The sequence below is a fragment of the Prevotella sp. 885 genome (genome assembly GCF_002265625.1).
GTDB lineage: Bacteria > Bacteroidota > Bacteroidia > Bacteroidales > Bacteroidaceae > Prevotella.
On the sequence record NZ_NOVE01000041.1, the window covers coordinates 21396 to 33947 of the forward strand.

Sequence of the window (12552 nt, forward strand, 5' to 3'; positions counted from 1 at the left end):
CTGAATATGAAGAAGACGAGTCCGTGGGCATGGATTCCCACGTTATACTTTGCGGAAGGCTTGCCCAATGTGGTCGTCACAGCCCTCTCCATTGTTATGTATATGCAGATGGGGCTTAGCGATGCGGAGGTGGGACTCTATACCGGCTGGCTCGCCCTGCCATGGGTGATAAAGCCGTTGTGGAGCCCGTTCATCGACCTTCTCAAGACCAAGCGCTGGTGGGTGCTGGCAATGCAGCTGCTTATGGGTAGCGCCCTTGCCGGCATTGCCTTCACGCTGCCCACAGCCTTGTGGTTCCAGGGCTCGATGGCTTTCCTTTTCCTGATGGCGTTCGCCAGTGCCACACACGACATCTCGGCGGACGGATTCTACATGATAGAGCTTGACGCACACAACCAGTCGAAGTATGTGGGTCTGCGCAATACGTTTTATCGCCTTGCCGTGATATTCGTGAATGGTGCGCTTGTGTCGCTGGCAGGATTGCTGGAGCATCATTTCCACATGACCATCGTATATACGTGGACTCTTATATTCTACGCCCTTGCAGCCATCTTCATAGGCATCTACCTATACCATTGCAAGATGATGCCCCGACCGGCGGAAGACGTCAGTTCGGAGAAGAGCGTGTCAGAGGTGGCGCATGAGCTGCGTACCATCATCGGATCGTTCTTCTGCAAGTTCGGCTTGAAGGAGACGCTCTTCGTAATGCTCTTCCTTCTGCTCTACAGATTCCCGGAGGCTCTGCTTAATACGATGACCAAGACCTTCCTAATGCGTTCCAATGCCGAAGGCGGACTGGGACTCACGCCGGAAGAATACGGTCTGGCGCAGGGCACGGTCGGGCTGATAGGCTTGTTGCTTGGAGGCATATTGGGAGGCGTACTGGTCAGCAGGGACGGCATGAAGAAGTGGCTGTGGCCTATGGTTTGCGCCATAACGCTGCCCGACGCCGTGTACATTCTCCTGAGTTACACGCTCACGTCCAACCTTTGGGTGGTGTCCACCTGCCTCTTCATCGAGCAGTTTGGCTACGGACTCGGATTCACCGTCCTCACTCTTTACATGCTTTACTACAGTCAGGGCAAGTTCCGTACGTCGCATTACTCGATATGCACCGGCATCTCTTACCTTGGACTGATGCTCCCCGGCATGGTGTCGGGATACATAAAGGACCTTGTAGGTTACCAGATGTTCTTCATCATCGTCATGGCATGCTGCCTGATAACGTTCCTCGTAACCGCCTTTCTGAAGATTGATCCCGACTTCGGAAAGAAGTAAATAATAAATAAAAGCCAATGACAGACCATAACTATACTGGCGATACGCCTTGCACGCTTTCTTCCATGCCTCAGACAGAGGGGCAGGGAGGACAGCGTGTGCCGCGTCGTGTAAGCTGGTTATGGCTCCCTTCGCTGTCCTTCAGCGATGGTGTTTCGATGGCTGTCGTTGTGCTTTTGCTTGTGATGCTGTGCCGTTTCGGTCTGAACAACAGCCAGACCACGCTTGTTCTGGCGTTGCTCTGCATACCATTCTCGCTGCGTCCGTTGCTGGAGAAGGTCGTGGCACACTTCCGCGGCACCACTAAAGTATGGATACTCACGTCCGAGTTTATCTCTGCCTTGGCGTTATGGGGTGTGGCTTTCGTCATTCCTACGCCTTATCGACTGGAGGGCACGCTTTGTCTTCTGCCCTTCTTCATGTTCTCCATCGTTCTCCACCGTATTGCTGTGGAGCGCTTTTACCTTCCTTTATGTCCTCCGTTGCCGGGCTTACATACGCTTATAGTGAAGTTGTTTCGAGGTGTAGCCATGCTGTTTGGCATTGGTTGCATGGCTATGGTGGCAGGTAATATGGAGGTGTTGACCCGAAACATACGCTATTCGTGGAGCCTTGTGTTCTACGTTATGGCTGGCATCTTTTTCTTTCTTTGGCTCTGGCACAGCATCTTCCTTCCCGTCAGACCACATCCCGCATACCCGGAAAGCGACCTTTTCGGCCTGCACAAGGGCGAATATGAGGAAGCCTTGAACGGCATCCTGTCAGGTTCGTCCAACCGTGTCAGCCTATTGCTCATGGCTTCGTTCGCGTTGGCGGCGTCCTTCCCTCTTCTTGGCATCCCGCTCTTCGTCATTGATATGCCCCATAACGGCGGTCTTGGCATGTCGCCGCAGGAGTTTGCCCTCATTGTCGGTACGGTAAGCGTAGGCGCCGTGTTCTTCGGAAACGTCCTTGGCACAAGGTTGTGTCGTAAGTACGGGCTGCGTCTGTGCCTTCTGCCGATGACTGTGCTCTTCTCAGGTCCGAGTCTGGCAGCGCTTTATATGAGCTTCAATCTTTCCGTCTCACTTGCAATAGTCTGCCTCTTGTTCAGTATTGCAGGTGTTGCGGCTGGCGTTGGCTTTGCAGCATTGTCCGCTGTGACCGCCCGTTTCGCTGCGAGCGGCAGGGGAGAGGTGTGTCGTCGCTCCGTCATGCTTGGCGTGATGGCTGTTGTTGCAACGCTATGTGGCGGCATGACAGGCATTTTGGAGGAAAACATAGGTTACCGTCAGTTCTTCGTAATGTCGTCATGGATGTACGTGGTGCCGGCGATTGTGGCGGTGATGTATATCGCCAATGACAAAATACGTCTGAAGTAATCCAAACAATTGTTAATATTAAGTAGTCTGAATAAACTTTCTGACCGATATCTGTATCTAAGAAGTCAGAGAGATTATAAAAACATATTATTAGTTTAGAATTACACACATATTCAAACAAACATGATTTTATCAAAGAGAACAATAGCAATGGCGTCAATGGCAGGCCTTATGCTTATGTCGATGCCAACGGAATGCGCAGCAAGACAGTGGTCGCTGAAGGATTGTATTGATTATGCCTTGGCAAATAACATCCAGTTGCAGAAAGCCAAGGTGCAGCAGCTTTCAGCCCTTGAGGACATAAAGCAGAGCCAGTCAGCCTTGCTACCTTCCCTTAGTCTGTCAACATCACAGAATGTAAGCTACAATCCGTGGCCTGAACAGGGCTCGGCAATGATTGCCGGAAATAAGGTTCAGGCAGACGTGAAGAAGGTGTATTACAACGGTTCTTACTCGTTGTCGGGCAACTGGACTGTGTGGAACGGTGGACAAAACACCAATACTGTCAAGCTGAACAAGCTCGCTGCAGAGCAGGCACGCCTTGATTCGGCTGTCACAGCCAACAACGTGCTCGAGCAGATAGCCCAACTCTACGTCCAGATACTCTATTCTGATGAGGCCATCTCCGTCACGAAGGAGAGCCTTAAGACCAGCCAAGCCAATGAGGAGCGCGGCAAGACAATGGTGTCGGTGGGCAAGATGAGCAAGGCAGACCTTGCACAGCTGACCGCCCAGCGCGCCGAAGACGAATATAGCATTGTGGAAGCTGAGAGCAATCTGCGCAACTATAAGCGCCAGCTCAAGCAGTTGCTCCAGATAGCTGATAATGACGAGTTTGACGTTGTCATTCCTACCACGACGGACGAGATGGCTCTTAAGGACGTGCCAGCCCTCAACGATGTTTATGCAGCGTCGCTGACACAGCGCCCTGAGATACAGAACGCCAAGCTCGGCATCGAGAGTAGCGACCTTAACGTGAAGATAGCCAAGGCTGGCAAGATGCCGACAATAGGACTGAACGCCGGTCTTTCCACTTCCACCACATCAATGAACAGTAACGGATGGGGCAATCAGATGAAGAACAACTTCACGGTTGGCGGTGGTGTTACGGTGAGCATACCGCTCTTTGATAACCGTAAGACAAAGACTGCCGTAAACAAGGCGATGCTTCAGAAGGAGAACTATATGCTGGACCTGCAGGACAAGCAGACCACCCTTTATTCAACGGTGGAGAATTACTGGCTGCAAGCCGTTACCAATCAGAACAAGTTTAAGGCGGCTCGCGTCTCAACGGAGAGCGCACAGGCAAGCTATGAGCTTCTTTCCGAGCAGTTCAATCTGGGACTGAAGAACATTGTGGAACTGATGACTGGCAAGACACACCTCCTGCAAGCTCAGCAGAACGAGCTGCAGAGCAAGTATCTCGCCATCCTTAACCTTAACATGCTGGACTTCTATCGTACAGGAGAAATAAAGTAACAGAAGATTATAAAGGAGAAACCTTATAATAATGAATAGCAAAGAACAACTGTAGTGCCGCGGGCAAGAATGCCCGCAGCTCCTACTGTTTGTCTTATATAGATACGTTCTCACATTCAAGCAATCAAGCTAACCTTATAAGATAGAGATTTTATAAAGAGTAATAATAATTAGAGATTTATATTAGAGAGATGAAAAAATTAAGCAAGGTATGGGTGGTAGTGGCTATTGTCGCTATCATCGCTGTTGCCGTATGGGCATTCTCAGGCGGCAAGAAAGAGCAGCAGATTTCGTTTGACACGGCTCCTGTCGCGTCGGCAAACATCCAGAACAGCATTACTGCCACCGGTACGATTGAACCGGTGACGTCCGTCACGGTGGGTACGCAGGTGAGTGGTATCGTCAGCAAGCTCTATGTTGACTATAATTCAGTGGTGAAGAAGGGACTGGTGATTGCCGAGCTCGACAAGACCAACCTTCTCAGTCAGCTTGCCACTGCAAAGACGCAGCTTGCCACCGCGCAGAGCCAGCTCAACTATCAGACCGCAAACTACAAGCGCTATCAGACTCTTTTCCAGAAGGGACTTGTGGCAGCCGACGATTATGACAATGCCAAACTTTCGTATCGTCAGGCTGTGGAGCAGGTGGCTTCAGCCAAAGAGGAGGTGCAGCGTGCGCAGACCAATCTCGGCTACGCCACCATCACGTCGCCCATTGACGGTGTGGTGCTCTCCAAGTCAGTGGAAGAAGGTCAGACCGTGGCAGCCAGCTTCTCAACGCCGGAACTCTTCACCATCGCTCAGGACTTAACAAACATGCAGGTGGTGGCTGATGTGGACGAGGCTGACATAGGCGATGTGAAGGAAGGCGAGCGTGTCAGCTTCACCGTGGACGCTTATCCTGACGACACCTTCGAGGGCACAGTAAAGCAGGTACGTCAGGAAGCCACCACTACCAATAATGTGGTAACCTACGAGGTTGTTATCTCAGCCCCAAACGCCGACCTGAAGCTTAAGCCGGGTCTTACAGCCAACGTCACCATTTATACTGCAGAGTGCAAGGGCGTGCTTGCCGTTCCGTCAAAGGCTCTGCGCTTTACGCCTACAAAGGAGACTGTCGGCAAGATGAAGATTGTGGACGTGCAGGGCGCGAAGAACAAGGTTTGGACTATTGAAGGCAACAGCATAGTTGCACATAAGGTGAACATCGGTATGGCTGACGGCACAAATACACAGATTATTGGTGGTGTGCAGGCTGGCATAAAGGTGGTTACCGGACTCAGCGTCATTGGAGGCGAGGAGCCTCAGGCAGAAGCTGCTGGCGGTGAGAGCAGCCCGTTCGCACCAGGCCCTCCGGGAAAGAACAAGAAAAAATAATCAATACTGATATGGACGAAAAGAAAGTAGTAATAGAGCTTGACAACGTAAAGCGCGACTTTATCGTCGGCGACGAGACGGTACATGCGCTGCGCGGTGTCTCGTTCAAGATATATGAGGGCGAGTTTGTCACCATCATGGGAAAGTCGGGTTCGGGCAAGTCCACCCTTCTCAACCAGCTTGGCTGCCTTGATACGCCCAGCTCAGGCGAGTATTATCTTGACGGTGTCAGTGTTAGGATGATGTCGAAGTCGCAGCGTGCCGTATTGCGCAACCGTAAGATAGGCTTCATCTTCCAGAACTATAACCTTCTGCCGAAGACCACGAGTGTGGAGAATGTGGAATTGCCGCTGATGTATAACGCTTCGGTTAGTGCCAAGGAACGCGAGGAGCGTGCCATTAAGGCGCTGCAGGCTGTGGGCCTCGGCGAGCGACTCTATCATAAGTCGAACCAGATGTCCGGCGGACAGATGCAGCGTGTAGCCATTGCCCGCGCATTGGTTAACGATCCTGCCGTCATTCTTGCTGACGAGGCAACCGGAAACCTCGACACACGTACGTCGTTCGAGATTCTCATCCTCTTCCAGAAACTCCACGCCGCGGGCAGAACCATCATCTTCGTGACCCATAATCCGGACATCGCCAACAATTCCTCACGAAATATCATGCTGCGTGACGGACATGTCATCAGTGACGAGTATAACCACAACATCCTCTCGGCGGCGGACGGACTGGCGGCATTGCCTGCCAATTCGGATGAGTAAGGGGAGCAAAGGTTCAGTGAGTAACATTTTTAACCTATAAGAAATGAACTATAGCAATCTTTTTAAAATAGCCCTCCGCGCCATTGCCGCCAACAAATTGAGGTCGTTCCTCACCGCACTTGGCATCATCATCGGTGTGGCGTCGGTCATCACGATGCTTGCCATAGGCCAAGGATCGAAGAAGAGCATTCAGGCAAACATCGCGGAGATGGGCTCAAATATGATTATGATCAGTCCGGGAGCCGACCGTGGTCCGGGAGGTGTAAGGCAGGACGCTTCGTCTATGGAGACATTGAAGCTCACAGACTACGAGTCGCTCAAGGACGAATGTCACTTCATACAGGGCATAAGTCCTACGGTCAACAGCAGCGGTCAGTGGATATACGGCAACAACAACACGCCGTCTTCCATTTATGGCGTCAATCAGGACTATCTCACCATCCGTCAGTTGTCTGTGGATGAGGGCGAGATGTTCACCGATGCCGACATAAAGGCAAGTGCAAAAGTATGTATTCTCGGACAGACCGTCGTGGACAATCTCTTCCCTGACGGATCCGATCCGGTGGGTAAGGTGGTACGATTCAATTCCATTCCGTTCCGTGTGATAGGAGTATTGAAGAAGAAAGGATACAACTCGATGGGTATGGACCAGGACGACCTCGTCCTTGCTCCTTACACGACGGTGATGAAGCGAATCCTCGCACAGACCTATCTTGGCGGCATAACCTGCTCAGCCATAACCGAAGACCTCACCCAAAAGGCCATCGATGAGATTACGACGGTGCTTCGCCGCAACCATAAGCTGAAGGAAGCCACCGACACGCAGGCTGCCGATGATGACGACTTCAACATCCGTTCGCAGGAAGAACTGGCGAGTATGATGAACTCCACTACGGACATGATGACCATACTCTTGGGTTGTGTGGCAGGCATCTCGCTCATTGTGGGAGGCATCGGCATCATGAACATCATGTATGTCAGCGTTACGGAGCGAACACGCGAGATAGGTCTGCGAATGAGCGTTGGAGCACGCGGTGTGGACATTCTCAATCAGTTCCTCATCGAAGCCATACTTCTCAGCGTGACGGGTGGACTCATCGGTGTGGCATTTGGCGTCGGAGCTTCGTATGCGGTGAAGCTGGTGGCTCATTGGCCCATCTTCATCCAACCTTGGAGCATTGTCATGAGCTTCGCCGTATGTACGTTCACGGGAGTGTTCTTCGGCTGGTATCCTGCAAAAAAGGCGGCACAGCTCGACCCGATAGAGGCTATACGATACGAGTAAAACGATGCGGATGTCTTTCCATACGTATGCGTTAGATTTATTGCAACAAACAGACTCGTTTTTCGGAATTTTTATCTACTTTTGTAAAAACAATAAAACCAGAACGTTATGTTTATACATGTAGCCAACCCGATTTACGACTCCGTGTTCAAATACATCATGGAGGACGAGCGCATAGCCAAGACCATGCTGTCGGCTTTGCTGAAGAAAGAAGTGGTGCACGTGACGGTGCGTCCGCATGAATACAGCAACACCACACGCGACACGCTCTCTATGTTCCGCATTGACTTTGCTGCTACCGTTCGTGAGCGCGAAGGCGATGTGGAGAAGGACCGCGTGGTGCTGATTGAGCTGCAGAAGACGTGGCTTAATACCGAAACACTCCGTTTCCGTCAGTATCTTGGAGCGCAATACAGCAACAAAAACAATATACGTGAGGCTGATGAGAAAGGCTTTGCCTATCCTATGGTGGCTGTATATCTCCTTGGACATAGGGTCGGAAACATCAATGAGCCGATAGTGTATGTCAATCACGACGTGTTCGACTATAACGGCAACATTGTAAAGGAAGGCAGCGAGGAACCCTTTGTGGAGAGTCTTACCCATAATAGCATCATCGTACAGATTCCTCTTCTGCATGGCAATGTGAACAACAGGCTGGAAAAGGTGCTCAGCGTGTTCGACCAAACTCAAGTGGAGGGCAACACGCAGCAGGTGCTTAAGATAGACGAGGACAAATATGCTGACGACAACGACATGTTGTACGTGCTGCATAAACTCACAGCTGCTGCTGCCAACTCAGAGATGCGACAGGACATGAACGTAGAGGATGAATACTATAAGGCCATCGAAGACCGCGACACAGCTATCATGCAGCGAGACAAAATACTGAAAGAACAGGAAGAACAGCTATCCCAACAGAGTGAGCAGTTGTCCCAAAAAGATGAGCAGTTGTCCCTGAAGGATGAGCAGTTACGCAATATGGCTAAGGTTCTGTTTGATAAAGGAATGACAGAAGAACAGATTTCGTCAATGACCGGTATTGATATTGAAAACATTGTGAAACTTCTGAAATAGATAATTAGGGTAGTATAAACTGAGATGCGTCATAGAGCAGTTTGTGCTACCCTATAATCATTTTTACGGTAATGACTTGTATGTTAGGTAATGGCTTGCATTACCTTTGCCTGTATTTTTTCAAAAATAATCATTGTTTTGCTTAGTTTTTCGCTTTGCTCAACTGTATATAGTGTGTATGACACAGGTAAAGGACATAGAACAGATGTTTCGTCGACATTATGAGAAGATGTATAATCTGGCCAGATACATTCTCTCGGATGACGACGAAAGCAAGGATGTGGTGAGCGAAGTGTTCACGCGGATTCTTGCTGATGATGTGGTCCTGTTGCCCGAGAGCGAGGAAAGTTATCTGATGCGGAGCGTCCGCAACCGCTGTCTCAATCTGATTGCCCATAAGAGTGTGAAGGAAAGAGTGGCAAGGTTGCTGACCGATGATGCCGACGTTATTCTATCTGAAGATACGGACGAGCGTCTCGAACAATTGTTGCTTCTCATTGACGACCTTGAACCTCCAATCCGAAAGCTTATCTTCCGTATGCGATATATGCAAGAAAAGTCGTATAAAGAGGTGGCTGACGAAGTAGGAGTGAGCAAGGTGACGGTGTTCAATCATCTCTCTAAGGCGATGGACTGGATTAAGGAACGTATAAAATGAGCAAAACAATGACAAACATGAACAAAGACGAAAAGCGGATGATGCTCTTTGACATGCAGGAGCATCCTGAGAAATATACTGACGAGCAGATGGAACGCTTGCTTGATGATGAGGAAGTGAAGGAGTTTTTGCGAGACTTGTCTATTGCGAGAATGGCTGGCAAGAAAGCTGCGCCAAAGAAGGTTGACGTGGATAAGGCTTGGAAGGAATTTTCTAATGGTTCTTATCCCAACCGAATGAAGATAGCAGCTTCCGTCATAGGCGTCATCTTTCTTTCGGGTGTAGCCTTTGCTGCTGTGCAGAACGGTTGGATTAGGTTCTCGGCTTCGGAAAAGGCTGTGGATAATAATGCTGTGACAGAACAGATAGTCAAGCCGAAGCCGTTAGCCAATGAAAGCCTTAAGGCTATGACGTCAGAGAGTAAGGATTCGCTCGACATGAAGCCGGTGGTGTTTGACAATGCTGAGTTGGGAACAATCCTTACGCAAATGGCATACTTCTATCATGTCAAAGTGGAGTATGCCAATGCCAATACACAGCACGTTCGCCTCTTCTTTAACTGGAATAAGACCAAGAGCTTGGAGCAGAACCTTGAGATTCTGAATGCTTTCGACCGCATACAGATCGAGTTTGCGGACGGCACATTGATGGTGAAATAAGATGGGAGGACATATTATGAAAAACATATTTAAGACTACGCCCGATAACTGCAAGACCGTAATCCTGCTGTATCTTTTCTTTCTGTTGTCTTCAGCTCAGCAGTCTTATGCCCAACGCATCACCCGACAATATAATAATGTGTCGTTCTCTGAGGCGTTGAAGGATATTAATGCACGTCAGCATAAGTACACCATCAACTTTGTGTATGATGAGTTAGAAGACTTTAAGGTTACAAAGAGTATCCGCAACCAGAATGTTCCTAATGCCATTATGCAGCTGATCGGTTTTTATCCCATCAGAATGACACAGGTGGAGAATAACATTATGGTGGAATGTACGCACAAGACGACATATCGTTATAAGGGACGTATTGTTGACGAGAGAGGCAATGCCGCTGAATACGCAACAATAGCCTTGCTGTCGCCCATTGATTCTGCAATCGTAGGTCATGGAGTGAGCAATGAGAATGGCTATTTTGTCATTCCTTGCAATTCCAGAAAAGTGTTAGCCCGAATCTCATACATTGGTTATAAGACAGTATGTCGAATATACAACAACACAGAGATGGGCATCATCAAACTGCATCCCCAAACCATGATTGTCAAGGGCGTGGTGGTGAATGGTGACCGGCCTCAATACAAGATGTTGCCTGGAGGCATGGAAGTTGCCATAGAGCATACCTTGCTTTCAAAGATGGCTAATACATTTGAAGTCCTGAATCTCTTGCCACGTGTCTCTGTAAATGGGCAAAGCATATCTATATTCGGGAAAGGAGCGCCAATTGTTTATATCAACAACAAGCGTGTGCATGACAATAATGAGATTGTAAACATCACTCCCGACAACATAAAGTCGATTTCGGTTATAACAAGTCCTGGGGCAGAATATGATGCCGAGGTAGAGTCGGTAATTCGTATCCGCACCAAAGAACGCCGCGCAAATGGATTCAGCTTGCGTGCTGATGCTTTTGGTAAATATAATAAATGGATGGCGGATTACGAGCTTATCAGCGCCCGATATCAGACCAAGAAATTCGAGATAGCCAATAGTTTATGGACTATGGGTACACATGACGGGGAAGATAATAATCTGATTACTGATATCTATTTGCCTGACAAGCATTATCACAACAATCAGAAATACATGACGGAACTCAGAAACCGTTACTTGTCGGAATATCTTTCTGCTGATTATTCGCTTAATGATAGCAATTCTGTTGGTGGTTCTTATCGCTACTATGGAATGTTGAAAGGTAGAATTAATAGTGTTAGCCGGCAGGATGTATTGCTGAATGGTGTGGCACAGGGCAGTATTGATCAGGATGAGGTTATGAAGCCTTTTCTTAGTTCACATCAGGCTGATATATATTATGTGGGAAAGGTTGGACAGGTAGGTGTTGATTTTAACGCCACATACTATGCTATCAAAAACAGACGTAATGATGAGGGCTTTGAAAGCAGCAAGGAGTTGGGGTATCAGGAAATACATTCAAGCAATCGCCAGAATAGCGATATGTGGGCAGGCAAGCTGGTTGTGAATATTCCTCTTTGGAAAGGCAATATGTCTGTAGGAACAGAGCTGTCGAAGACAGACTCACACGGAACGTTTCTGAACGAGGAGCAGCTGGTGCCATCCACAAAGACGGATATCCATGAAAGGAATATTGCCGGATTTGCACAGTACGGATTGGTTCTCAGCAAGTGGACAGTCGGGCTTGGTGTGCGTTACGAGAATATCGTCCGTGACTATCTGTCTGATGGAGTGAAGCAGGACGATGTGAGCAGAAAGTATAACAACTTCTTCCCTAATCTCAGCGTTTCATGCAACAAAGGCAATTGGTATTGGCAGCTGAATATCAATGAGAAGATTCACCGTCCAAGCTATCGGCAACTCGGTAACTTCATGCAGTATGATAACCGTTTCTTGTATGAAGGCGGAAATCCTACCTTGCAACCGGAGAAGGTGTTGAATGTTGAGGCGATGATGATATATAAGTGGCTGAATGTATCTGTAGGTTATAAATATCTGAAGGATGTGATGGAGTGGACCAAGTATATCTATCCAGGAAAGGAGTTTGCTTATAACACGTCGTTGAATTTCAACCATAAGCAGTTGCTTTATGCTTCTGTAAATGTTTCGCCAAGGTTCGGCATCTTCCGTCCTACGTGGAAAATAAATTACAGTCAGCAGTTCTTCGATACTGAGAAGTATGGATCCAGCAAGGCATTAGGCAAACCTTTGCTGTCTTGTTCGCTCGACAATCATTTCGCTCTTTCAGAGACCATAGGAGCGGCAATGAATTTTTATGCCGCTACATCCAATGCAGATGGATTTCGTATGCATAAGAGCAGTTACAGCGTAAATCTGCGGTTTTACAAGTCGTTTGCCAACCGCACATGGATAATTTATCTTTCTGCAAACGACATCTTAAAGACGGCTAAGGAACGTTGGACGATGTATGGACTTGGCTCTGGCACTACGAAAGACGGCTCATCCGATAAAGTCCGTGGCATCCCTACCCAAATATCAACGATACACGATAGAAAAAGAACGGTATGTCCCTAACTCCACGCAGTTGGCCTCTAAATGCCTTAAGCTTGGAGTTGAGTGATTC

10 protein-coding genes are annotated in these 12552 nt (G+C 48.6%); all 10 read left to right on the forward strand.

Features of this window, described 5'->3' with window-relative positions; all coding sequences use genetic code 11:
* The first annotated feature begins 6 nt into the window (after positions 1–6).
* The 10 genes from CHL74_RS11325 to CHL74_RS16610 all read left to right on the forward strand — a co-directional run bounded on the left by CHL74_RS11325 (position 7) and on the right by CHL74_RS16610 (position 12503).
* The gene (locus CHL74_RS11325) at positions 7–1278 is read left to right on the forward strand and encodes an MFS transporter (protein ID WP_094881261.1); all 1272 of its coding nucleotides are present in this window, start codon (positions 7–9) and stop codon (positions 1276–1278) included.
* A gap of 17 nt (positions 1279–1295) precedes the next feature.
* The gene (locus CHL74_RS11330) at positions 1296–2639 is read left to right on the forward strand and encodes a hypothetical protein (protein WP_094881262.1); all 1344 of its coding nucleotides are present in this window, start codon (positions 1296–1298) and stop codon (positions 2637–2639) included.
* A 150-nt stretch (positions 2640–2789) separates the two neighbouring features.
* Positions 2790–4118 (forward strand): TolC family protein, encoded by a 1329-nt coding sequence (locus CHL74_RS11335; RefSeq protein ID WP_441339054.1) that lies wholly within the window; start codon positions 2790–2792, stop codon positions 4116–4118.
* Between the two features lie 191 nt (positions 4119–4309).
* A complete protein-coding gene (locus CHL74_RS11340) occupies positions 4310–5494 on the forward strand; it encodes an efflux RND transporter periplasmic adaptor subunit (RefSeq protein WP_094881264.1) in 1185 nt (394 codons plus the stop codon).
* 11 nt (positions 5495–5505) lie between these two features.
* A complete protein-coding gene (locus CHL74_RS11345) occupies positions 5506–6258 on the forward strand; it encodes an ABC transporter ATP-binding protein (protein ID WP_094881265.1) in 753 nt (250 codons plus the stop codon).
* Between the two features lie 43 nt (positions 6259–6301).
* Positions 6302–7543, forward strand: coding sequence for an ABC transporter permease (locus tag CHL74_RS11350; protein WP_094881266.1), 1242 nt, complete (start codon positions 6302–6304; stop codon positions 7541–7543).
* 108 nt (positions 7544–7651) lie between these two features.
* Entirely contained in the window at positions 7652–8620 is a 969-nt protein-coding gene (locus CHL74_RS11355) for a hypothetical protein (RefSeq protein ID WP_094881267.1), read from the forward strand.
* A gap of 178 nt (positions 8621–8798) precedes the next feature.
* Complete coding sequence (locus tag CHL74_RS11360) at positions 8799–9278, forward strand: sigma-70 family RNA polymerase sigma factor (RefSeq protein ID WP_094881268.1); 480 nt, start codon at positions 8799–8801, stop codon at positions 9276–9278.
* Positions 9279–9295: 17 nt separating this feature from the next.
* The gene (locus CHL74_RS11365; protein WP_254923286.1) at positions 9296–9937 is read left to right on the forward strand and encodes a DUF4974 domain-containing protein; all 642 of its coding nucleotides are present in this window, start codon (positions 9296–9298) and stop codon (positions 9935–9937) included.
* Between the two features lie 16 nt (positions 9938–9953).
* Positions 9954–12503, forward strand: coding sequence for a TonB-dependent receptor domain-containing protein (locus tag CHL74_RS16610; RefSeq protein ID WP_176452247.1), 2550 nt, complete (start codon positions 9954–9956; stop codon positions 12501–12503).
* Positions 12504–12552: the final 49 nt, after the last annotated feature.

Coding starts and splice junctions, on each gene's coding strand:
- CHL74_RS11325 (WP_094881261.1), top strand. CDS start 7: ATGAAGAAGACGAGTCCGTGGGCATGGATTCCCACGTTATACTTTGCG.
- CHL74_RS11330 (WP_094881262.1), top strand. CDS start 1,296: ATGACAGACCATAACTATACTGGCGATACGCCTTGCACGCTTTCTTCC.
- CHL74_RS11335 (WP_441339054.1), top strand. CDS start 2,790: ATGGCGTCAATGGCAGGCCTTATGCTTATGTCGATGCCAACGGAATGC.
- CHL74_RS11340 (WP_094881264.1), top strand. CDS start 4,310: ATGAAAAAATTAAGCAAGGTATGGGTGGTAGTGGCTATTGTCGCTATC.
- CHL74_RS11345 (WP_094881265.1), top strand. CDS start 5,506: ATGGACGAAAAGAAAGTAGTAATAGAGCTTGACAACGTAAAGCGCGAC.
- CHL74_RS11350 (WP_094881266.1), top strand. CDS start 6,302: ATGAACTATAGCAATCTTTTTAAAATAGCCCTCCGCGCCATTGCCGCC.
- CHL74_RS11355 (WP_094881267.1), top strand. CDS start 7,652: ATGTTTATACATGTAGCCAACCCGATTTACGACTCCGTGTTCAAATAC.
- CHL74_RS11360 (WP_094881268.1), top strand. CDS start 8,799: ATGACACAGGTAAAGGACATAGAACAGATGTTTCGTCGACATTATGAG.
- CHL74_RS11365 (WP_254923286.1), top strand. CDS start 9,296: ATGAACAAAGACGAAAAGCGGATGATGCTCTTTGACATGCAGGAGCAT.
- CHL74_RS16610 (WP_176452247.1), top strand. CDS start 9,954: ATGAAAAACATATTTAAGACTACGCCCGATAACTGCAAGACCGTAATC.